This window comes from Paenibacillus hunanensis (assembly GCF_014645615.1).
In the GTDB taxonomy this organism is placed as follows: domain Bacteria; phylum Bacillota; class Bacilli; order Paenibacillales; family Paenibacillaceae; genus Saccharibacillus; species Saccharibacillus hunanensis.
Genome location: NZ_BMMB01000002.1, coordinates 44,208 through 66,870 on the forward strand (window position 1 = coordinate 44,208; position 22,663 = coordinate 66,870).

The 22,663-nt window shown below is 48.5% G+C and carries 19 protein-coding genes; 3 read left to right on the top strand and 16 right to left on the bottom strand.

What is annotated here, in order from left to right:
* Nucleotides 1-195: 195 nt before the first annotated feature.
* Complete coding sequence (gene uvrB / locus IEX62_RS03710; protein ID WP_188774086.1) at nt 196-2,196, bottom strand: excinuclease ABC subunit UvrB; 2,001 nt, start codon at nt 2,194-2,196, stop codon at nt 196-198.
* Nucleotides 2,197-2,752: 556 nt separating this feature from the next.
* Between uvrB and IEX62_RS03715 the strand changes: the two genes are divergently transcribed.
* Nucleotides 2,753-3,541 carry a flagellar motor protein gene (locus IEX62_RS03715; RefSeq protein WP_188774087.1) on the top strand — a complete coding sequence of 263 codons (789 nt, stop codon included), beginning with the start codon at nt 2,753-2,755 and terminating at the stop codon, nt 3,539-3,541.
* 2 nt (nt 3,542-3,543) lie between these two features.
* Complete coding sequence (locus IEX62_RS03720; protein WP_188774088.1) at nt 3,544-4,365, top strand: flagellar motor protein MotB; 822 nt, start codon at nt 3,544-3,546, stop codon at nt 4,363-4,365.
* Nucleotides 4,366-4,424: 59 nt separating this feature from the next.
* On the opposite strand, the gene IEX62_RS03725 is transcribed toward IEX62_RS03720, so the two are convergent.
* The 10 genes from IEX62_RS03725 to uxaC all read right to left on the bottom strand — a co-directional run bounded on the left by IEX62_RS03725 (nt 4,425) and on the right by uxaC (nt 16,389).
* The gene (locus tag IEX62_RS03725; protein WP_188774089.1) at nt 4,425-6,044 is read right to left on the bottom strand and encodes a PDZ domain-containing protein; all 1,620 of its coding nucleotides are present in this window, start codon (nt 6,042-6,044) and stop codon (nt 4,425-4,427) included.
* A 175-nt stretch (nt 6,045-6,219) separates the two neighbouring features.
* Nucleotides 6,220-7,680 carry a S41 family peptidase gene (locus IEX62_RS03730; protein ID WP_188774090.1) on the bottom strand — a complete coding sequence of 487 codons (1,461 nt, stop codon included), beginning with the start codon at nt 7,678-7,680 and terminating at the stop codon, nt 6,220-6,222.
* An 88-nt stretch (nt 7,681-7,768) separates the two neighbouring features.
* Entirely contained in the window at nt 7,769-9,046 is a 1,278-nt protein-coding gene (locus IEX62_RS03735; RefSeq protein ID WP_188774091.1) for a murein hydrolase activator EnvC family protein, read from the bottom strand.
* A 151-nt stretch (nt 9,047-9,197) separates the two neighbouring features.
* On the bottom strand, nt 9,198-10,118 hold the full coding sequence (ftsX, locus tag IEX62_RS03740) for a permease-like cell division protein FtsX (RefSeq protein WP_188774092.1): 921 nt from the start codon (nt 10,116-10,118) through the stop codon (nt 9,198-9,200).
* Nucleotides 10,108-10,794: a cell division ATP-binding protein FtsE gene (gene ftsE / locus IEX62_RS03745; RefSeq protein WP_188774093.1), complete on the bottom strand. Its 687-nt coding sequence runs from the start codon at nt 10,792-10,794 to the stop codon at nt 10,108-10,110. Before ftsE ends, ftsX begins: the two co-directional genes overlap by 11 nt.
* 252 nt (nt 10,795-11,046) lie before the next feature.
* Nucleotides 11,047-12,600 carry an MDR family MFS transporter gene (locus IEX62_RS03750; protein WP_188774563.1) on the bottom strand — a complete coding sequence of 518 codons (1,554 nt, stop codon included), beginning with the start codon at nt 12,598-12,600 and terminating at the stop codon, nt 11,047-11,049.
* Between the two features lie 185 nt (nt 12,601-12,785).
* Nucleotides 12,786-12,938 carry a hypothetical protein gene (locus tag IEX62_RS03755; protein ID WP_188774094.1) on the bottom strand — a complete coding sequence of 51 codons (153 nt, stop codon included), beginning with the start codon at nt 12,936-12,938 and terminating at the stop codon, nt 12,786-12,788.
* 246 nt (nt 12,939-13,184) lie between these two features.
* The gene (locus tag IEX62_RS03760) at nt 13,185-14,189 is read right to left on the bottom strand and encodes a LacI family DNA-binding transcriptional regulator (RefSeq protein ID WP_188774095.1); all 1,005 of its coding nucleotides are present in this window, start codon (nt 14,187-14,189) and stop codon (nt 13,185-13,187) included.
* Nucleotides 14,190-14,255: 66 nt separating this feature from the next.
* Nucleotides 14,256-14,678, bottom strand: coding sequence for a FosM family fosfomycin resistance protein (fosM, locus tag IEX62_RS03765; RefSeq protein WP_188774096.1), 423 nt, complete (start codon nt 14,676-14,678; stop codon nt 14,256-14,258).
* 286 nt (nt 14,679-14,964) lie between these two features.
* The gene (uxaC, locus tag IEX62_RS03770) at nt 14,965-16,389 is read right to left on the bottom strand and encodes a glucuronate isomerase (RefSeq protein ID WP_188774097.1); all 1,425 of its coding nucleotides are present in this window, start codon (nt 16,387-16,389) and stop codon (nt 14,965-14,967) included.
* Between the two features lie 107 nt (nt 16,390-16,496).
* Between uxaC and IEX62_RS03775 the strand changes: the two genes are divergently transcribed.
* Complete coding sequence (locus IEX62_RS03775; RefSeq protein WP_188774098.1) at nt 16,497-16,802, top strand: hypothetical protein; 306 nt, start codon at nt 16,497-16,499, stop codon at nt 16,800-16,802.
* Here IEX62_RS03775 and IEX62_RS03780 read toward each other — a convergent pair.
* The 5 genes from IEX62_RS03780 to argD all read right to left on the bottom strand — a co-directional run bounded on the left by IEX62_RS03780 (nt 16,786) and on the right by argD (nt 22,652).
* Nucleotides 16,786-16,953 (bottom strand): hypothetical protein, encoded by a 168-nt coding sequence (locus IEX62_RS03780; RefSeq protein WP_188774099.1) that lies wholly within the window; start codon nt 16,951-16,953, stop codon nt 16,786-16,788. The two genes, IEX62_RS03775 and IEX62_RS03780, sit on opposite strands and share 17 nt — an antisense overlap.
* A gap of 478 nt (nt 16,954-17,431) precedes the next feature.
* The gene (gene argH / locus IEX62_RS03785) at nt 17,432-18,835 is read right to left on the bottom strand and encodes an argininosuccinate lyase (protein WP_188774100.1); all 1,404 of its coding nucleotides are present in this window, start codon (nt 18,833-18,835) and stop codon (nt 17,432-17,434) included.
* A gap of 8 nt (nt 18,836-18,843) precedes the next feature.
* Nucleotides 18,844-20,097, bottom strand: coding sequence for an argininosuccinate synthase (locus tag IEX62_RS03790; RefSeq protein WP_188774101.1), 1,254 nt, complete (start codon nt 20,095-20,097; stop codon nt 18,844-18,846).
* A gap of 165 nt (nt 20,098-20,262) precedes the next feature.
* The gene (argF, locus tag IEX62_RS03795; RefSeq protein WP_188774102.1) at nt 20,263-21,228 is read right to left on the bottom strand and encodes an ornithine carbamoyltransferase; all 966 of its coding nucleotides are present in this window, start codon (nt 21,226-21,228) and stop codon (nt 20,263-20,265) included.
* 188 nt (nt 21,229-21,416) lie between these two features.
* The gene (gene argD, locus IEX62_RS03800; RefSeq protein ID WP_188774103.1) at nt 21,417-22,652 is read right to left on the bottom strand and encodes an acetylornithine transaminase; all 1,236 of its coding nucleotides are present in this window, start codon (nt 22,650-22,652) and stop codon (nt 21,417-21,419) included.
* Between the last annotated feature and the right edge of the window lie 11 nt (nt 22,653-22,663).

Genomic DNA, 22,663 nt, shown 5'->3' on the forward strand with positions numbered 1-22,663 from the left:
GCCTGATGAACAGGTATGACGAAATGCTCCGCATAAGCTATTTAGTAACATATAAGATACATATTAAAATGCATCTAGTATTCGTCATTTATTCTTTATGGTTTATCTATGATAAAGGTTGTCAGGAATCCTTCCTAAATAACAGGAAGGATTGTCCGACAACCTTTGATGTAAGTCTGTTCATGTTGAGTGTGTCTAGCTCATCTCTGCGCGTAGTTCAAGCACCGCATCGCGCAGCTCAGCTGCACGTTCAAACTGCAAGTCCTTCGCAGCTGCCTTCATCTCGCCTTCTAAACGCTCGATGAGAGCAACGCGTTCGCGCTTGGACATTTTCGCCTTGGATGCTTCTGCCATATAATCGGCTTTGCCCTCGGCAACCTTGGTGGCTTCGATCACATCGCGTACCTTTTTGCGAATCGTCTGTGGTGTAATGCCATGCTTCTCATTGTAAGCCACCTGAACGCTACGGCGGCGCTCGGTTTCCTGCATCGCCCTCGCCATGGAATCCGTAATCTTATCACCATACATGATAACGCGACCTTCGGAGTTACGTGCCGCACGACCGATCGTCTGAATCAATGAACGTTCAGAACGCAGGAATCCCTCTTTATCGGCATCCAGAATGGTCACCAGCGATACTTCAGGCAAGTCCAAACCTTCCCGAAGTAAGTTGATCCCGACGAGTACATGGAACGTACCCAGACGAAGATCGCGTAGAATCGCCATCCGCTCCAGTGTCTTGATATCAGAGTGCATATACCTGACCTTAATACCGACTTCTTTTAAATAGTCGGTGAGGTCTTCCGCCATCTTCTTCGTGAGTGTCGTCACAAGCACACGCTCGTCGCGCTCAATCCGCTGTCTGATCTCACCGATCATATCATCGATCTGACCTTTCGTTGGTCGTACCTCAATGATCGGATCAAGCAAACCAGTCGGACGGATAATCTGCTGCGCCATCGTATCGCAATGTTCCAGCTCATACGGCCCTGGAGTCGCGGAAACAAAAATCATCTGACCAACCTTTTGCTCAAATTCTTCAAACTTGAGCGGGCGGTTATCCAGTGCAGATGGTAAACGGAAACCGTGATCGACCAGTACATTTTTACGCGCCTGGTCACCATTGTACATGGCACGAATCTGTGGCAAGGTCACGTGCGACTCGTCAATCACGACAAGCATATCGTCTGGAAAATAATCAAGCAGCGTATACGGCGTTTCGCCGCGCTCGCGGAAGGTGAGTGGTCCCGAGTAGTTCTCGATACCGGAACAGAAACCAATCTCCTTCATCATCTCCAGATCATAACGTGTACGTTGTTCCAAACGCTGCGCTTCCAGCAGCTTGCCTTGCTCACGGAACAGAGCCAGTTGCTGCTCCAGCTCACGCTCGATATTGCCAATCGCTACACGCATCGTCTCTTCTTTGGTAACAAAGTGAGACGCTGGGAAAATCGCAATATGATCACGTTCACCGACCAGCTCACCAGTCAGTACATCGATCTCGGTAATACGTTCGATCTCGTCACCAAACAGCTCCACACGAACCGCCTGTTCACCGCGTGAAGCCGGGAAAATCTCAATCACATCACCGCGTACACGGAATGTACCACGTACAAAGTTAATATCATTACGCTGATACTGAATATCAACCAGTCGCGACAAAATTTCGTTACGCGACTTTTCCATGCCTACTCGTAACGATAGTAACAAACCACCGTAGTCCTGCGGAGAACCGAGACCATAAATACACGATACACTGGCTACGATAATCACGTCGCGACGTTCAAACAGCGAACTGGTCGCCGAGTGGCGCAGTTTATCGATCTCTTCGTTAATACTGGAGTCTTTTTCGATATACGTGTCTGAGGATGGAATATACGCCTCAGGCTGATAATAATCATAATAGCTGACAAAATAATCGACCGAGTTATTCGGGAAAAATTCTTTGAACTCGCTCGCCAGCTGCGCAGCCAGTGTCTTATTGTGTGCAATGACCAAGGTTGGTCGCTGTAAACGTTCGATCGTCTGCGCGATCGTAAAGGTCTTACCTGTACCGGTCGCACCGAGCAGCGTTTGAAACTTTCTGCCCTCGTGTACGCCTTCGACTAATTCCTCAATCGCTCTAGGCTGATCGCCCTGCGGGGAAAATTCCGACTGTATCTCAAATTTTTTGGAGCTGACAACAATATCGTTCATTGCCCTGCATCACCCTATCGTCTAAAATATAAATTACGCGTGCCCGATAATAACAAAAGAGACCGTACATGGGAATGCCCGGTACAGTATACTTTACCCAGCGTTCGCTGAAGCGGCACATCCCGAATGAACGAATCTCGTTAATGGTACATATTCACCATGCCATCCGTCCCTTGAAGCGCACTGCATGAATCATTTGACATATGCAGTACATGAATCAACATATCCGCGCAAAGATTTGCAAAATGATGGATATTGCCAAACGCTCCAAATGGTTAAATAATGATATAGCAACGTTCTGTCCCGACCGTGTCGTAGCCCTGAAAATCCTCTCAGGATTTAACAGTACGAGCACCGGAATAGGAATGTTTGTTCCCTTCTATTATACTCTTCGAAACCTATTTATGCAATTGAAACAGCGTCTGTAAACAACACTTTTTTCAATTATTTTCATATGAATCAGATGAAGATACAGCATATACACCACTGTCCCTTCATCGATACTCACGTTCCAGTACAGACTTCGCTTCCCGCATGCAGAACAGGAGATGGATACATGGATTTGACAACAATTATTGGAATTATTGCAGGTATTGCTGCATTGATCGGGGGGTTTTTATGGGAAGGCGGCGACGCTGGTGGCTTGATTCAAGGTGCTGCCGCATTAATCGTATTTGGGGGAACTGCGGCAGCTGTGGTGATCAGCTTTCCGGCATCTCGTCTTAAAAAGGTTCCGCAGGCCATCATGACGGTATTCATTCCAGCGCGCACAGATAATGAGCAATTGATCGAGGATGTGGTCAATATGTCGATGCATGCGCGCCGTGCTGGTGTACTGGCACTGGAGCCACAGGCAGTTTCACATGAGAATGCTTTCTTACGTGAAGGCTTGCAGCAAGTTGTAGATGGAACCGATCGTGATGTGATTCGTCAGATTTTGGAGCTGGAGATGGGCAAGACGGAGCAGGAATATGAGCAGTATGCCAAAATCTTTGACTCTGCGGGTGGATATGCACCTACGATGGGGATCATCGGTACCGTTATGGGTCTCATCCAAGTACTCAGCAGTCTCAATGAACCGACAGGGCTGGGCGCTTCGATTGCAGTTGCGTTTACAGCAACACTTTATGGGGTAGCCAGCGCCAATCTGATCTTCCTGCCGCTCGCCTCCAAAATTCGCGCACGTGCCGAATTAGAGATTCAAACGATGGAAATGCTGCTGGAAGGTATCCTATCTATTCAAAATGGTGAAAATCCACAGCTTGTTCGTCGTAAACTGGAGACATTTGTGACCGGACAAGATAACGGGTATGATAACAGCCCGGCATCCATGAAGGAGGAATAACGATGGGACGTTATTCTCGCCGCCAATCCAAGTCAACCGGACATGATCATAAGGATCGCTGGTTGATCACGTACGCCGATCTGATCACACTGCTGCTGATCTTCTTTGTCGTTATGTATTCGGTTAGTCAGATTGACTCAGACAAATATAAAGTACTGACCGAATCGCTACAGCTTACGTTTCAGAGTCAAAACTCAATTCTCGATGGCGGCAAAGGCGTAACGGGAACTGCTGGACAAAGTGTTAATAATGGCGGTAAAGGCAATCAACAAGGGCAAAACGGACAAACTCCCCAAGGACAGCAAAATAGCTCTGGACAGGAGACACTCACCAATCGCGAGCAAGCGTTTCGTGAACAGGAGCGCGAGCTCGCTAACCTGATGCAAGTCATTCAAAACTATGTACAAACGAACAATCTGCAAGGGCAGGTGTCTGTCGTGGACAAGCCGCAGGGCATCTCGATTACACTGAGCGATCAGTTTTTATTTGATGAAGGGAAAGCCGATCTGAAGTCAGGCTCGCTTGGAACGCTTGCTCGATTAGCTAGTCTGTTCCAATCGATTAACACCACGATCAGCATTGAGGGACATACGGATAATTTGCCGATTGTGTATGCGTCTCGCTACAAGGATAACTGGGAGTTGTCAGGTGCACGGGCGCTATCCGTGCTGCGCTATTTTATCGATGTGAAGAAGCTGGATCAATCGAAGTTTCAATATGCCGGCTATGGAGCTACACGTCCAACCGCAGATAACTCCACACCAGCTGGACGGCAAAAAAATCGGCGGGTAGAGATTATTGTACTGCGTCAGCTACAAGAATAGATTGGTTATAATAAAAGAGAAGGCACTCACTAATGAGTGCCTTCCCTTTTGATTTGGGATCAATGATCCCTTTTACGACTACGTTTGGGTAAGCCGACCCATCCATCAGCAGCCGCTGTTGGCTCTGTAGAGGATCGTGGCTGTGTAGCTTCTGGCAATACAGATTCCGATTCCATATCAGACGGCGCTGTGGATCTGTTAGCATCGTCTGGATTGGATGTAGGCACCGTCTTTGTTAAAGATACGGGTGCCTTCTCTTCAATACGCTGTGTCACGTCCTCAGACTGCGTCTGCTCCGCTTGCTTGCTAGTACTCTTCCTTGTCTGAATACGCTTCGAATTGCGGTTAGAATCGCCTACAGCCTGTCTGGATGGAGTAGCCAGACTCTCATCGCCTGCTGTAAGCATCATTTGGCTCCGTGCTCCGCCTTTACTCACGACAGGCTTACGAAGCAAATGAAAGGCATTCAAGCGCTGGACTTCCCTTGTTACTACAGCATCATCTTCCGGTACGAAGATCATACCTAGCTGATGATGCTCGCCAGCATAGATTGCACGTTGTAAAAACTTACTCTCTCCATCCCGATTCAGTACCTCCAGCTTACAAAAAGCTGGATTCATCCGTAGTGCTTCATGTAGCGATTGCGGGCTGTGCACTTGAACCCCATTCGCCTTAAACATCGTCTCGGCTGATTGGATACCTAGCTCATCGGCAGGGCTGCCTGGAATGACAGCCAGTATGCGCAGACCACGCAGGGAATGGGTGTACATCGGCATCCGCTCCGCCTCCTGACGGCGGCTGCTATAGGCGATATATTCGCGCCAGATCACACCGATCCAGATACCCAGCAGTGCCAGCGGCTGCCACCAGTAAGCAGCAACAGCCAGAATGATCAGCACCGCACTGCTCTGCCAGAGCTGCTTGGAAATGATGCGAGCTTTGGTCTGTGGCAAATCACTCTGTGTCAGCACACTCGTACCGATCATGACAGGCAATACAGCCAGCGTTACACCTGCACTCCAGGCTTCGCCGCCATGCAGCGGCTGCCATGGCAACAGCCAGCCGCCAGCCGCTGGCACGAGTAGCCAGACTGGAATCGGCCAGAACGCATCCAGTGTATATCCGCCTACAGGCTTGCCTCGTTTCCCTTCAATTGCCACTGGCGAAGACAGACCTGGCGCCTGCATGCGAAACAGCACGGCTTCTGCAATATGCAGCAATACAGCCAGCGCGAATAATCCCATCCAATCCGTTTGACGAATAGCATCAATCATAGTTCCGAGCCATCCAGCTGCTGGCGTGTCCGGTATGAACCACAGCACCATATACACGATACTGAGTAATGCCAGCGCATCCAGCAGATGAGCAAGACGCAGACGGAATAACGATAAGAGCACGATCAGCCCAGCAATACCCCATAATAGCTGCGGCTGTGTATGTATACCTACACCCGTCATTAGCAGTGAGATCAGTACGCCAACGAGCAAGCCGGCTCCTACCGTGCGCAGCACGCGCCCGGCGTAAATATGCACGCGAATGTTAAACAATCGCCTTTCCAATAGCCCCTGCCGCCGATAATGCAGCAGTACAGACAGTAAAAATATATAATAAAACGGTTGCGTAAGTAGCGATACGATGATTTCCAGTACAATGTGCAGCGTTGTGCCCAGTATCTCCACTACGGCTCACTCCCCTTTGTGTTCCCATTCCAGTCATCGATATACATCGTGTCAAGTAATCGGCGTGATGATTCAATCCATTCTATTGTATCGAAATGTATCCAAAAAAAGAAGGCTGCGCACAGCCTTCTCTGGAATCATTTGTATTAACGTGAATCGATCTCAAAAGTTGCGCTTACTTGGCTGCGCTAACCTGCTTTTCCACACCTGCAATCGCTTTGTTCAGTTGAACATCATATTGCGGGTCTTGAATATGCTTGATCAGTGCTGCTTCCAATGCCGCGGCTGTTTTCGCATCGATCTTGCCTGTTTGCTCCAGCTTTTGCTCTGCCTGGAATGCACGAACCTCCGTTTCGGTACTCCGGTCAAAGTAGCCGTCTTTACGATCGACCTTGTAGCCAAGACCTGCTAACATGATCTGTGCATTTTTTACATTGTCATTGTTCATGTCGTAGGCAAGCACGGTATCGGTATTGATTGGTGTCACCGTATAGTAATCCGGTGGTGCTACCGCGACGTCAGGCTTGATGCCTTTTTTGTGAATCCAGTCGCCGTTTGGTGTGAGCCATTTGGCGATGGTGATTTTGATCAGGCTACCATCATTGAACAGATTGTCCATGCTCGTCTGTACGGTTCCTTTACCATACGTCGTTTCGCCATACAATGTCGCACCTGCGGACTGCTTGAGTGCTCCGGCAAGAATCTCCGACGCACTGGCACTGCCACCATTGGTTACGACTGCAATTGGATAATCCACGCTCTGACCGCTAGAATTCGCAACCTGACGCTGTCCTTTGCGGTCTTCGATCTGAACGATCGGCTTGCCCTTGGCGATTAATTGAGATGCCATATCTTCCACAACAGACAATACGCCGCCTGGATTGTTACGCACGTCGATCACAAGACCCTTCATCCCCTGCGATTGCAGCTTGGTCAGCTCTTGCTTGAAGCGCTCGGCTGTATTGAGCGAGAACTGCGTAATCTCGATAACGCCGATCTTATCGCCTGTCATGCGCGCATAGACGGTTTCCATTGCGATATCGTCGCGTGTAATTTTAAAAGTCATCGTTTCCTTGCTGCCAGCACGCTGAACCTCCAGCTGAGCAACCGAGCCTTTTTCGCCGCGAATTTTAGCCACTGCGGCATTCAGATCGCTACCAGACAGCTTCTCGCCATTCACGGAAACGATAATATCCTTCGCACGCAGACCTGCTTTTTCCGCAGGGGAGCCCTTAATCGGTGCAACGATAACGACATTTCCGTTATCCTGCGATACCTCCGCGCCGATACCGGTAAATGAACCTGCGATCGATTCGCTGAACTGGCTCGCTGTATCGGTATCCATATAGCTAGAATACGGATCACCCAGCGCTTCCATCATGCCGTTGATCGCACCATCGACCAGCTTGCTTTCATCCACATTCTGATAATAATTGCTCTCGATCAGGCTAGCGACTGTACTTAACTTACTTTTCTCCTGATCGTTCAGACCACCACCGCTGAGTGCGCCCAGTACGCCCTGACCCATCGAGGCTCTCTGCACAAAGGATGGCAAATTCACTACAGCCAGCGTCAGCACGCTGCTGAGTACCATCATGGCAACCACAAGCAGAGCTACCGTGCGTTTTCTCATCATGTAAGACCGCCTTTCTAAGCTAAAACCGGCTTGTCCATCATCCTCCACCTAAAGGGAAGGACGATGAACAGCCGGAATCGCAATCGTATTACAGGTATCCCATTGGATCTACAGGCGATCCATTTACACGTACTTCAAAGTGACAGTGAGGACCGGTTGAATTCCCTGTGGAACCGACCTCAGCAATCTTTTGTCCGCGGCTGACGCTTTGTCCAACCTGTACCATCACACCGCCATTGCGAATATGACCGTACAGCGTCTGGATGCCATTACCGTGATCGATAATAACTGCATTACCATATCCGCTCATCGCACCAGCAACCACGACCGTACCGCCATCTGCTGCGGTAATGTCTGTTCCTTGCGGAGCCGCAAAGTCGACACCTGCATGTAGCTTATAAATACCGGTTACTGGATTTGTACGATAGCCGAATGGTGAAGACAAGCGTGCGCCAGATACTGGCACGCTCAGCGTACCGCTTCCGCTACCTTGATAACCACCGCCGCCTCCGCCACCGGAGGAGCTACCGCCACCACCGCTAGCTGCGCTGCGCGCTGCTGCTTCAGCCGCCGCACGTGCTTCCGCTGCGGCACGCTCCTGTGCTTCGATTGAAGTTTTCTCGCGATATAGAGCGGCACGTTTGTCTGCCAGATCCCACAACGCTTGCTCTTGCTCTGCTGTCGTATCTTCGGCATTTTGAATTTGTAGATCGTATTTAGCAATCAGGCGTTGCTTTTCGTTTTCTTTTGCATCCAGCTCGCCCTTACGCTTCGCTTTTTCGGCATATAATCCTTTTGCCAGCGCATAGTCTGCTTTTAATTTATTTTGCGTCACAATGACGAATTGTTTATCTTTTTCATGCTGTGCCAGAATGTCCTGATCCTGATCCACGATCATACGCAGGGAATCTGCACGCTCGACAAAGTCGGAAAAGCTGTTCGCAGACATCAACACATCCAGATACGAAACCATACCATCGGTGTACATCATACGTACTCTTGTATCAATCATGCCTTCTCTTGCTTTGATCCGCTCTTGAGCTTCAGTCAGATCCTTTTTCGCCTGTCTCAACCCTGTTTCGGTTTTCGTGATGTCATTGGACACGCGGGCAATCTGACTATTTACTTCATTGATGGCGTTCAGCACAATACCCAGATCATGCTTGGCAGCTTTTCGCAATGCAGAAGACTTCTCGCGCTGTGCCTCAGCAGCTTTCTGTTGCTGTTTCGCTTCTCGTGCCTGTTTCTCGACAGCTTTCAATTCCTGCTGAATGTCACTCGATGATTTGGCTGCGGATGCCTGTGCAGGCGGAAGTAATGCAGCGGCCAATAAGATGGCGGCCATAATTGATGCGGCTTTTTTCAACTTTTATTCCCATCCTTTATATCCAGTAGGTTATTTTAAATAGTCGTTTCCGGCGCTCAGCAATTACGTCATTTTCATTTATCGGCAACTTTAAGTGATCTGTTATAGGTCTACAGTCCTTTTTGGTAAAAATTAGGACTATTTTTAAAAATTAAACTTTCAGGAAGCGACGAATCGATACCGTACTTCCCCAGATGCCAATCAAGACGCCCAGAACGAGCAGTAATCCGCCGAGCCATAGCCATACCTTCTGTAATGGCACCAGCGTAATGAGCGTTCCGAGACTGAGTGAAGACTGTGCTGCATGAACCAGCTGCTGATATCCGACGAACAGAATCGCAATCGTAACGAGTGCTCCAATTCCACCCAGCAGTGCACCTTCAATGAAGAATGGCCAGCGGATAAATTGATTGGTCGCCCCAACCAGCTTCATAATACTAATCTCACGACGACGTGCCAGAATCGTAACCCGAATCGTGTTAGCAATGAGGAACATCGCCATCAATGCCAGTGCAGCAACCAGTACCAGACCGATATTGCGGATCAGATCAGTTACCTTAAACAGGGTCTCAATCGTCTCACCACCATAGCGTACTTTGAGGATCGGCTTCTCAACATGCTCATTGTTGAGGGCTTCGATCTTCTGTGCGACAAATGGCACCGTGCTCGCTTCGACAACCTGTACACGCAGTGCATCAGGTAACGGGTTGTTATTTTCGGCATAGCCTTCCAGGAAGTTCTCGCCGCCTTCGCCGAGGTTTTGACGCAGCTCCTTCAAGCCTTCATTTTTCGGAATGTAGGTGATGTTGCTAACCTCTGGCATTTTGCTGATCTCGCTTTGCAGCTGCTCACGCAGCGACTGGCTGACATTCAGCTCTAAAAATACATTGATCTCGACCTGGCTGTCTGCCTTATCGGTCAACTGATTCACATTGTAGACGAGTAAAATGAACACGCCCAAAATTAATAAAGACACAATAATGGAGGTAATGGATGCCACCGACATCCATCCGTTGCGGAACACGCTTCGAAAACCTTCCCGCAAGTGTCGCAAGAAGGTACTAAAATTCATAACCGTACTCCCCTCTGATCTGATCTCGTACAATCTGTCCATTCTCGATCGCGAGCACGCGGCGACGCATCGAGTTAACGATATCCTTGTTATGAGTGGCCATAATAATGGTCGTACCGCGGAAATTAATCTCATCCAGCAATTGCATAATGCCAAACGATGTCTCCGGGTCCAGGTTACCTGTCGGCTCATCGGCAATAATGACGGACGGGTTGTTCACGATCGCGCGCGCAATCGCAATCCGCTGCTGCTCACCGCCAGACAGATGATCGGGATAGCGATTCGCTTTGCTTTGCAAGCCTACCAGCTCCAGCACTTCCATCACGCGCTTCTTCATCTGCTTGCGCGGCGCTTCAATAACTTCCATAGCAAAAGCGATATTTTCATAAGCCGTTAGCTTCGGCAACAGACGGAAATCCTGAAACACCACACCGATGTTACGGCGCAGCAAAGGAATCTTACGCTGCTTGAGCTTGCCAAGATTGAATCCATTGACAGAAATCTGCCCCTTGGTCGGCTTTTCCTCTCGATACATCAGCTTCATAAATGTCGATTTCCCTGCTCCAGAGGGGCCGACTACATATACAAATTCATTACGGTCAATTTTGACGGAAACGCCTTGTAGCGCATGTGCACCATTCGCATACGTTTTCCATACGTCCTGCATCTCGATCAATTCATCACTTCCTAATTACAGGTTCAGGGCCAATGTGCAAGGCCAGGTGATCAGGCTTTGTAGCTGGCCTATGTATCGCCCAATTTCAGCAGGCATGACATAATTCCACAATCTCTATTGTAACAAATTCGTTACCTGCTGGGTACTATAATAACCTGAAAATATCCGTAGAATCAAAAAACGATCGATTTCATTTTTGTCATGAAATCGATCGTTCCTGTTATAGTGCGGCTTGCCGCTTGTTGATACAACTTATGAAGAGGTCTGTTCTCCAGCAGCTCGCTTGCCGCTTTGACGAGAGCTGGTTACCGCTCGCGCACTTCCCATGAGCGAAACGGCAACAAGCGCACAGACCGCAGGCACGATTGCCCAGCCAAATGTACCCGCTACTGAATGCGTCAACGCCTGCCGAATCACATCCAGCACACCGGCTGGAATCTGCGATTGCATCTGCTCCGATAATAATGCACGTGGATCCACCTGTGACAGATCCATGCCTGCTGGCAGTGCACCTCCACCAAGCTGTTGCTGCAATTGTCCGTTTAGCAGACTGCGCTGAATTAGACCGAAAATAGTCACGCCGACCGACATCCCCAGCGAGCGGACAAACGATAGTGTCGAGTTCGCCGCACCACGCTGGCGAACATCGAACTCCTGAATCCCACTAATCCCCAGTACGGAGAACGAGAAGCCGATTCCAAAGCCCGTAATGATCAGATCCAGCACCAGCAGCCAGCTTGGCGTATCGGCCTTGAGCTGACTCAGTAGCACCATTCCGATAATAAAGACGATGGCAGAGAACATCATAATGCGGCGGAAGGTCATTTTATTAACCAGAATCCCACCGACCATCGCTGCAATCACCGAGCCAATCGTCATCGGCATCAGCGTCAGACCCGAATTGACAGCTGTACCGCCAGTTACCCCCTGCACATAGATCGGGATATACAGAGTAACCGTAATAAATGCCGCCCCATAGAAAAATCCAGCAGCGACACTCCCTGCAAACAGACGCTGACGGAACATCGGAAAGGATACAATCGGCTCAGCCGCTTTCCGCTCCGCAAAAACAAAGCCAATCGATAGCACGACAAAGCATGCCAGCAAGCCTAATATGAATGGCGAGCTCCATGCATACGTGCCGCCACCTAGCTCCAGTGCAAACATAAGCGATACGACCGCACCTACAAGCAGTGTCGCACCTGTCCAGTCGATGCGCTGACGTGAACGCTCCAGCGATTCACGATAAAAGATCGCGATTAGCAGCAACGACAAAATGCCCAGCGGTACATTAATGTAAAAGACCCAGCGCCAGCTAGCATATTCGGTAATATACGCACCCAGCAGCGGCCCAAATAAGCTGGACATGCCAAATACCGCTCCAAGCAATCCCGTCATCTTACCACGCTTTTCCGGTGGAAAGGAATCAAATACGATCGTAAACGCAATCGGTACCAGCGCACCGCCGCCAATCCCTTGAATAGCTCGATATAGACTAAGCTGCACAATCGACTGTGCCGTACCGCACAGAATCGAACCGAGCATAAACATAATCAGACCGAATATAAAAAATCGTTTACGTCCATACATATCGGACAGCTTACCAAAGATCGGTGTGCCTGCCAGTGAAGCGACCAGATAGGCCGACGTTACCCATACAAACTGATCAAATCCACCCAGATCGCCAACAATGGTCGCAATCGAGGTTGCGACGATCGTGTTATCAATCGAAGCGATAAATATACCCAGCAGCAGTCCGGCTATGATCCAGCCTGTTGCATTTTTCTTCCCGGCCTGCGCCGCCATTCCATTCATGATGGTCACTCCCTGCTCTAAATTCATGCTCCGCAAAATGCGTCATACGTTACTATTAACACATTATCACGTGAATGACCCATTGGTCATTATAGAATTTTGAATTATTTTTGAGCAGTGGATTGGAATATTCAATTGGAGCAGTGAATATGAAATGAAAAGTATATTTCCATCTCTTACAGTTCCGCGTCTTCTTCTTTAAAAATAACTCGCCCACAGCCTGCCGCTGCTAGTGCGGAAACGCGAACGATGTTACCAGAATACGCATCATAAAAAAGCCAGCCCGGCATGAAGAGCGTTCCCTCGATCAATACGATCCGAAGAGACACATATTTCATTCCGAACTGACTGTAACTCATTGACTATACACGAATAATGATGAATGACTGGAATACACGAGCAGTAAGGATTTTGGAAGAAATCATTTTGAAGAAGCGTTTTGAACATGCTCAATGAAAAACAGAAATTCATTGCTCCGCATATCACCCTTTCAAGTTTTCCAACTGCAATGTGATCTTTTCAAAGGATGCTTTTATCCGTATCCCAACACGCTACTCGCCAATCCTAAGCTTACTTTACTCCGAACGCGCTGCCACTGAACGTCGCTCAACTAGCTCCGTTCCGAGGAAGATCAATTCCTCGCCAGCACACTGCTCGCTAATACGCTCCAAAATCTTCGTCGCACCATGCGCACTAATTTGCTCAATCGGACGCTTCACGGTTGTTAACGCTGGGTTGGTATACATCGAAAAGTTAATATCATCGAATCCAACAATCGACAGCTCCTCTGGCACCTTGATTCCCATCTCAAATGCAGCATTCATCGCACCAATTGCCATATCATCATTCGAACAAAAGACGGCTGTTGGTGGTGAATCGAGCTGTAGCAATGCATCCATCGCCTGATAGCCACTTTCCGTGCTATAGCGACCGGGTACAATATAGCTCGCTGGAATCGTAATCCCTGCTGTTTTCATTGCATCCAAAAAGCCGGTACGACGCTGCTCCGCAGACTTGAAGCCCTTCATTCCTTCAATAAGCGCAATGCGGCGGTGGCCCTGCTTAATCAGGTATTCTCCTGCATGCTGCGCGCCCTCACGGTCATTCGATACAATATTCACAAAGCTACCATCAGGAATAAGACGGTTCAGCACCACCAGTGGAATCTCCTGACCGACAACGTGCTCAATAAACGCATTATCATCATCGCTCTGACTCATTAAAATAATGCCATCAAATCGCTTCGGATGAATCGTGCTGTAATCCTCATAATCATCAATCCCACGCACGAACAGATTATACTCAATTCCGATCACCGAATTCACACCCCGAATCGTATCCGCAAAAAAGCTGCTACTCGTTCCATGCGATAGACTGGTGAAAAACAGTCCAATCGTATGCGAACGCTGCAATACAAGACTTTTTGCGTTATAGTTCGGCGTATAATTCAGCTGACGTGCAATTTCAACAATTTTGCGCTTGGTGACTTCTTTAATTAATGGACTATTGTTGAGCGCTCTGGATACGGTCGTATGCGACACATTAGCCAGCCTGGCAATATCTTTAATGGTAGATGCCATATGCATACCTTCCTTTTATCGTCACTTGTACTGGAGATGTTCGACCTGCATCGTTCCCAAGCATCATTAATCGAAAAACTCCATATGTGTTTTTTCCTGCTTATAGTATTCGAGGCGATCCTGCAAGGTGCCTGTATGAAATTCAAATTTATGACCATCCGGGTCTGTAAAATAGATCGATTGCTTATCCCGCTCATCCCGCGGACGACCCGACAATATATTCACCTTCAAAGTGACCAATTGATCATATAACTGATCCAGCTCTGCTTCATCCACAGAGAAAGCGAGATGCGTATACGAATATTGAATTTCCGTACGCGGGATATCCGTTTCCAGATTGAGTGCGAGCCAGATTCCATTTACGTCAAGATAGGCGGTTGTTCTGCCTTTAACCAGTAGCCTGGCACCCAGTACCTGCTCGTAAAAGGTAATCGACCGCTCCAGATCGGATACGGAAAATAGTAAGTGATTAATACCTTTAATCGACAATCGTTTCACCTCAATATGGTTAACCTGCTAATCTACACCTAACCATACCATATTATTTCTGCCGCATGTTAGCGCTATTATTATGGTTCCATGCTTCAATTCTATTCGTCTATGCAAATATGCAAACAGAGTCTTCCCTGCCGCTACTTCATCATACACGGCAACAGGAAGACTCTGTATACACTGGCGCTTAAACTATGCTTGAAATTAGGAATGTAGTTCGATCATTCATGATTGCTCATCAAATCCATCCATTCACAGGTAGTTACCAATTACAAATTAACAATTAGGACACCGGTACAACCGCTGGAAAGCCAAAATACTGCTCTGCATTGTGATAGCAAATATTAGCGACCATCTCACGCAGTAACTCATCGTCATCCGGTGCTTCGCCTCGTTCGACCCAGCTTCCGAGCAGATCACAGAGCAGACGACGGAAGTACTCATGCCGTGTATACGACAGGAAGCTGCGCGAATCGGTCAGCATACCGACAAAGCGTGCCAGCACACCGTAGTTAGCCAGAATACGCATCTGCTCCAGCATGCCATCCCGGTGATCATTGAACCACCATGCTGTACCGAACTGAATTTTACCCGCGATACCACCGCCCTGGAAGCTACCAGCCACACTGGCAAGCACCTGGTAATCGTTCGGATTGAGCGAGTAGAGAATCGTTTTCGGTAAGCCGCCTGCGGTCTCCATCCCGTCCAGTAGTCCTCTCAGCGGAACAGCGATTGCCCCATCGTTGACGGCATCATAGCCAGTATCCGGGCCAAGACGGCGAAACATCGGCGTATTGTTGTTACGCAGCGCATGAATATGAAGCTGCATCGCCCAATCTAGCTCGCGATACAGTCCTGCCAGAAATACAAGCGTATACGATTTGTGCTTGGCTTCTTCCTCGGCAGTTACACGACCTTCCTGTAATGCTTTGGCAAAAATACGGCTTGCTTCCTCACGCGTCGTATCTGCATACACCAGCACATCAAGCGCATGATCCGATACTCGTCCACCTGCGTCATGGAAAAAGCGCACACGTTGCTCCAACGCCTGTAAAAATTCATCATAGCTATTCACTTCACGTCCATGCACCTTGCTCAGCTGATCCAGCCACGGACGGAACGTATCCCGATTGATTTCCAGCGCCTTGTCTGGACGAAAGCTTGGCAGCACAAGTGTATGAAAATCGCTTAATTCCCGAATAGCCGTATGATGCTCTAAGGAATCAACCGGATCATCGGTTGTACACACTACCGTTACCTTGGATCTGGTAATCAGATCGCGTGCACCAAAGCCTTCGCCCTGTAGCTGCTTGTTCACCTTTTCCCAGATTGCAGGTGCAGTCTGCTCATTCAGCAGCTCATATACGCCAAAAAAGCGTTGCAGCTCCAGATGCGTCCAGTGATGAAGCGGATTACCGATTAATTGCGGCACCGTACGCGCCCAGGCAAGAAATTTATCATAATCATCGGCATCGCCTGTGATGTATCGCTCGTCTACGCCGTTGGCGCGCATCACTCTCCATTTGTAGTGATCGCCATACAGCCATGCCTCGGTGATGTTTTTAAATGTTTTGTTATCGCGAATCTCCTGCGGGCTAAGGTGACAATGGTAGTCAATAATCGGCATATCCTTGGCGGTTTCATGATACAGGCGGATCGCTGTTTCACTATTCAGCAAAAAGTTCTCATCCAGAAACTTACGGGCCATACCTCTTCATTCCTTTCGCATCGGGCTGATGATGGATTTTGTTAACGTGAACATTTTTTATAGTTTTATTGTATACGTTTTCAGATATTACGCAAGGGGGAATTGATTTGGGAGATGAGATTGAGCTTAGAGGAGCGTTAGTAGAGCTTTTAGAGCTTTTAGAGCTTTTAGAGCTTTTAGAGCTTTTAGAGCTTTTAAGAGTCGTAGTGCTGAGGCATCCATCACTTGCGGTAAGGAATAAGGGAACGGACTCGGGTGGAGCCGCGGGAATCTACTGGATTGGGAGTAAAGGTAGATTCCCGCCCCTCCAAAGTCGTCCTTTTCCCTTATTTCCTTCCCTCCGTTCCGTAATTATCGCAATCTACGAAGTTGCAAAAAATATAAGCATAGCAGCGTTTAGGGGATTTTTTTAAGTTCTTTAAGTTCTTTAAGTTCTTTAAGTTCTTTTAGTTCTTTTAGTTCTTTTAGTTCTTTTAGTTCTTTTAGTTCTTTTAGTTCTTTTAGTTCTTTTAGTTCTTTTAGTTCTTTTAGTTCTTTTAGTTCTTTTAGTTCTTTTAGTCTCAAGTGTACGCTGTAATTGCTATATTCGTTCACTCCATAATATGTAGAACTTAATAGAGTTTTTAATCGAATGGAGATAATAATATGTCACTTAAACATGTCGGATTCACCTACATAATCTTCAATCTTTGAGCGTACTTTAAGTACAGCACTTCAAGCCTTGATACAACTGCTATGATGAGAAAGCTCGCTTTTAATGGTGAACGACCGCAATAATTAACCCTTCAACTATAAGTACAATAATCATTCATTAATGCAGCAATAATAAACTACAGCAACACTAATGAAGCTTGCTCATACTTGAAAGGTGGTAAGTACAGCAAAAAAGCTCATGCACACTTATCTTGCGAAAAGTGAGGCATGAGCTTTTCAGGTTTTAATTTATGTTGGTTTTAGAGCAGCTGCTGGGTATGGGCTGTGTAGCCAATGTATTTGCTTTGCAGATACATCCTGCAACTATGCGACATGCCTGGCTTAGGAATTAAGCGTGTTGCTCTAACCATGTTGTGGTGTGTTGAAGCTTGCTGCCTGCGCGTTCGATGGCTTGTTCGACCTGTACGGTTGCTGTGCCGCCGTAGACGTTGCGGGCGTTAACGACGGTTTCCGGTTGCAGGACGTGGTAGATGGTGTCGTCGAACAGGGGAGAGAATTGTTGGAATTCTTCCAGGCTCAGGTCGAGCAGGTATTTGCCTTCCTGAATGCAGTACAGGACAGTTTTACCGATCACTTCATGCGCTTGGCGGAAAGGGAGTCCTTTTCCGACGAGGAAGTCAGCGATGTCGGTTGCGTTGGAGAAGTCTTTGTTTACGGCTTCGCGCATGCGTCCGGTGTTGACCTTCATCGTTGCGATCATCGGTGCGAATAGCTGTAATGCGCCTTCCAAGGTAGCAACGGTATCGAACATGCCCTCTTTGTCTTCCTGCATGTCTTTGTTGTACGCCAATGGAAGCGACTTGAGTACAGTCAGCAGACCGATCAGGTTACCGTAAACACGACCGGTTTTACCGCGTACGAGTTCGGCTACGTCCGGGTTTTTCTTTTGTGGCATGATGCTGCTGCCTGTGCAGAAAGCATCGTCTAGCTCGATAAAATTAAACTCGGTGCTGCTCCACAGTACCAGCTCTTCGCTCAGACGAGACAGATGTGTCATGATCAGCGAAGCACCTGCAAGGAACTCGACGATAAAGTCGCGATCACTTACAGCATCCAGACTATTTTCGTATACACCATCAAAGCCAAGCTGCTCGGCTACAAAATGGCGATCAATTGGGAATGTCGTTCCTGCCAGTGCGCCTGCGCCCAGTGGCAGTACATTGATACGCTTGTAGCTATCCTTCAGGCGATCGATATCGCGCTCGAACATCGATACATATGCCATCAGATGATGCGCGAACAGGATCGGCTGGGCACGCTGTAGATGTGTGTAGCCTGGAATGATCGTATCCAGATTATTTTTCGCCTGATTGATCAGGGATTCCTGCAATGCATGCAGCAGACCAACTAGCTCTACCGCACGATTACGTAAGTATAGATGCATATCGGTAGCCACCTGATCGTTCCGGCTACGTCCGGTGTGTAGCTTACCACCCACCGCGCCGATCTCTTCGATCAGATGCTTTTCAATATTCATATGAATATCTTCATCGGAAACGGAGAACTCGACCTGACCTGCACGGATTTTGTCCAGTACCTTGTTCAGACCTGCCTTGATCGTCTCCACATCTTCAGCGGGTACGATGCCGCATTTGCCCAGCATCGTTACATGCGCCAGACTCCCTTGAATATCTTCTTCTGCTAATGCTTTATCGAAATGGATCGAGGCGGTATATTCCTCGACCAGATGATTCGTTTGTTTGGTAAACCGTCCACCCCAAAGTTTGCTCATGCTGCTGGTCACACTCCTTGCTTCGCTTGGCTTGCTGCTTGCTGTACACCTGCATTAACTTTCAGACGCAGTGCGTTCAGCTGGATAAAGCCTGCTGCATCGCCTTGATCGTAAGCATTTGTTGGATCAGCTTCCATTGTCGCGATATCCGGGTTGTACAGACTGTATGGGCTGCTCAGTCCAGCTGCGATTACATTGCCTTTGTACAGCTTCACACGTACCGTACCGGTTACGTTTTTCTGACTTTCGGTTACGAGTGCTTGCAGGGCAAGACGCTCCGGAGCGAACCAGAAACCGTTGTACACCAGATTCGCATAACGTGTAATCAGCGAGTCACGCAGGCTCATTACTTCGCGATCCATCGTGAGGGATTCCATTTTACGGTGTGCAGTGAACAGAATGGTTCCACCCGGTGTCTCATACACGCCACGACTCTTCATGCCGACAAAACGGTTTTCGACCATATCGACACGACCGATACCATGCTTGCCGCCCAGCTCATTCAGCTTCTCCATTGCTTCCAGTGGAGTTAGCTTTTGACCGTTCAATGCAACACAGTTACCTTTTTCAAATTCCAGCTCCAGCATTTCCGGTTGATCCGGTGCATCCTCTGGCGATACGCTCAGCAGGAACATGTCTTTGTTGTCCTCTGCACTTGCGTCGAAGTTTGGATCTTCCAGCACGCCGCTCTCGTAGCTGATATGCAGCAGGTTACGGTCAGTTGAATAAGGCTTCGCTGCCGATGCAGTTACGGGAATGTCATGAGATTCTGCATAAGCGATCATCTCAGCGCGACCCGGGAAGTCAGCGCGGAATTGCTCCAGACGCCATGGTGCGATAACTTTAATTTCCGGTGCCAGTGCAGCTGCGTTCAGCTCAAAACGAACCTGGTCATTCCCTTTACCTGTTGCACCGTGAGCAATGGCAATTGCGCCTTCTGCGCGAGCAATCTCGACCATACGCTTCGCGATCAGTGGACGTGCAATACTGGTACCGAGCAGGTATTGTCCTTCATACAATGCGCCAGCCTGGAACATTGGATAAATGAAGTCCTCTGCAAATTCAGCACGCAGATCATCGATATATACTTTGGATGCGCCCGTAGCGAGTGCTTTTTCTTCCAGACCATCCAGCTCGTCAGCCTGTCCGATATCTGCTGTGAATGTGATAATCTCAGCATCGTATGTTTCTTTCAGCCATTTCAGAATGATGGATGTATCCAATCCACCGGAGTATGCTAGAACGATTTTGTCTTTTGCCATTGCTAATATGCCCTCCAATATAAAACCTTTTGACACCGTGCAGTGAAGCCGGAATGTAGCATTCCAGGCAGGCTTCATCCGCATACGGTCAAAAGGTTTTGGTCTGATGTAGTCATTATACACGATTCAGCCGCCACACAGGCGACTCGTTCGCCGTCCATCCATTTAGCCGATCAATGCCGCCATAATCGCTTTCTGCGCATGCAGACGATTTTCCGCTTCATCGAAAATAACGCTGTTGCCACCATCAATCACGCCCGCGCTTACTTCCTCGCCGCGGTGTGCTGGTAGACAGTGCAGGAAAATATAATCCGACTTCGCGTGACTTACGAGCTGCTCGTTCACCTGGTAATCGGCAAAGGCTTGCTCGCGTACCTTTTGCTCCTCTTCAAAGCCCATGCTTGCCCATACATCGGTATAGATCACATCTGCGTTCTCCACCGCTTCCTTCGGATCACGCACGACCTTGATCGTCGCACCGCTCTCTGCCGCCAGCTCCTGACATTGCTTCAATACCTCGGCATCTGGCTCATAGCCTTCTGGACTCGCCACGTACACATCCAGCCCTACACGTGCGCCGCCGATCATGAGCGAATGCGCCATATTGTTACCATCACCGACGTAAGCGAGCTTCAAGCCTTTCAGCTTACCTTTATGCTCAACAATCGTTTGGAAATCCGCCAGTACCTGACATGGATGTCCCAGATCGCTCAGTCCGTTAATTACCGGGATGTCTGCATATTTGGCTAGTTCGGTTACATTTTCATGTCCGAATGTACGGATCATGATGCCATCCAGATAACGCGACATGACCTGTGCGGTATCGGCAATCGTTTCACCGCGTCCCATCTGGATATCGTTTTTGCTCAGGAACAGTGCATGTCCACCAAGCTGATACGTACCTACCTCGAACGATACCCGTGTCCGTGTGGACGATTTTTCAAAAATAAGCCCGACCGTCTTACCTTCCAGCGGACGATACGCTTCGCCTGCTTTCTGTTTACGCTTGAGTTCGATAGCAAAGTCGATCAGAAATTCAATCTCCTCCGCTGTAAAGTCACTTAGTTCGATAAAGTCTTTGCCTTTAAAATGGCTCAGTTCCAGCTTGCCCGTCTGTGCTGTATCTGCCAATGGTATTCCTCCCTTGTGGATAGCTACTCTGTTCTATGTGTAGTACGGAATCCCATGAGGCATTCCGTAGCTAGGATTGGTGTTCGCCTGGTTCATCGTTTGTAATAGCAGCCTATACTTGCATTCGCGGATAAAGAACACGATGCTCGATTTCTTGGCTGCTAGCTCGTCTGATCACGCTCCGCTGTTCAGTTACTATTAGCTCCAGCCGTTCCAACAACCGGCGCATGCTCCTGAATAAGCTCGCTCAGAATCGTTACCGCATGATCGATCTCTTCCTTCGTAATGAGCAGGTTCGGCAGCAGACGAATGACGTTAGGCCCCGCGCTTACGAACAGCAGTCCCTTTTTCTGTCCAGCAAGAATCAACTCATTAATTGGAGCCGTACATTCGATTCCGATCATCAGACCTTTACCACGAATCTCGATGACAAATGGATGGCTGCTCAGCTTGTCTTCCAGCTGCTGCATCAGATAGTCGCCCATCTCTGCTGCGTGCTGAACGACGTTTTGCTCCTGCATCGTTTCTAGTGTAGCTATCACTGCTGCTGTCGCAAGTGGTGTACCGCCAAATGTAGAGCCATGACTGCCTGCGGTAAAGGCTTCCTTCAAATACGCTTTACCTACCATCGCGCCAACTGGGAAGCCGCTAGCCAGACCTTTTGCCAGTGTGAAAATATCCGGTTCAATACCATAATGCTCGGATGCGAGCAGCTTACCTGTACGTCCCATGCCTGTTTGAATCTCGTCAATGATCAGCAACACGCCATGCTGCTTGCACAGCTCGGCTACGGCTTGCACATAAGCAACCTCTGCCGGATAGACGCCACCCTCGGCTTGAATCATTTCCAGCATAATGGCGGCAGTATGAGGACCGATCACCTTTTGCAATGCATCCAGATCATTCAGCGGCACTGTGATAAAGCCAGCTGGCAACGGGTGGAATCCTTCTTTTACCTTGTCCTGCCCTGTCGCTGTCAGTGTTGCGAGCGTCCGTCCATGGAAGGATTGGGTAAAGGTAATGATTTCGTAGCGCTCTTCGCCCTTAATCTTCTGCTGATATTTACGTGCCAGCTTGATCGCTGCTTCATTCGCTTCCGCTCCGCTATTACAGAAAAATACCGCATCACCGGAGGTGATTGACGTCAGCATCTGAGCTGCCTTTTCCTGATTCGGAATCTGGAATAGATTCGATGTGTGCCATAGCTGATCCAGTTGCTCTTTTAGCTTAGCAGCCACAGGCTCAGGAGCATGCCCCAGATTCGTAACCGCCAGACCGCACATGAAATCGAGATATTTGTTTCCTTCGGCATCCCACAGATAACTGCCTTTTCCTTTTACAAATGCAAGCGGATAGCGCGCATAAGAAGGAAATAATGCACTTTCATTTGTTGCTGATGGCTCATTGCTCATCGGATTCGTCATGCTGGTCACGC

Bases quoted from the DNA above. Each gene is read 5' to 3' on its own strand.
- uvrB (WP_188774086.1), bottom strand. From the start codon at position 2,196: ATGAACGATATTGTTGTCAGCTCCAAAAAATTTGAGATACAGTCGGAA.
- IEX62_RS03715 (WP_188774087.1), top strand. From the start codon at position 2,753: ATGGATTTGACAACAATTATTGGAATTATTGCAGGTATTGCTGCATTG.
- IEX62_RS03720 (WP_188774088.1), top strand. From the start codon at position 3,544: ATGGGACGTTATTCTCGCCGCCAATCCAAGTCAACCGGACATGATCAT.
- IEX62_RS03730 (WP_188774090.1), bottom strand. From the start codon at position 7,680: ATGATGAGAAAACGCACGGTAGCTCTGCTTGTGGTTGCCATGATGGTA.
- ftsX (WP_188774092.1), bottom strand. From the start codon at position 10,118: ATGAATTTTAGTACCTTCTTGCGACACTTGCGGGAAGGTTTTCGAAGC.
- IEX62_RS03750 (WP_188774563.1), bottom strand. From the start codon at position 12,600: ATGGCGGCGCAGGCCGGGAAGAAAAATGCAACAGGCTGGATCATAGCC.
- IEX62_RS03760 (WP_188774095.1), bottom strand. From the start codon at position 14,189: ATGGCATCTACCATTAAAGATATTGCCAGGCTGGCTAATGTGTCGCAT.
- uxaC (WP_188774097.1), bottom strand. From the start codon at position 16,389: ATGGCCCGTAAGTTTCTGGATGAGAACTTTTTGCTGAATAGTGAAACA.
- argH (WP_188774100.1), bottom strand. From the start codon at position 18,835: ATGAGCAAACTTTGGGGTGGACGGTTTACCAAACAAACGAATCATCTG.
- IEX62_RS03790 (WP_188774101.1), bottom strand. From the start codon at position 20,097: ATGGCAAAAGACAAAATCGTTCTAGCATACTCCGGTGGATTGGATACA.
- argD (WP_188774103.1), bottom strand. From the start codon at position 22,652: ATGACGAATCCGATGAGCAATGAGCCATCAGCAACAAATGAAAGTGCA.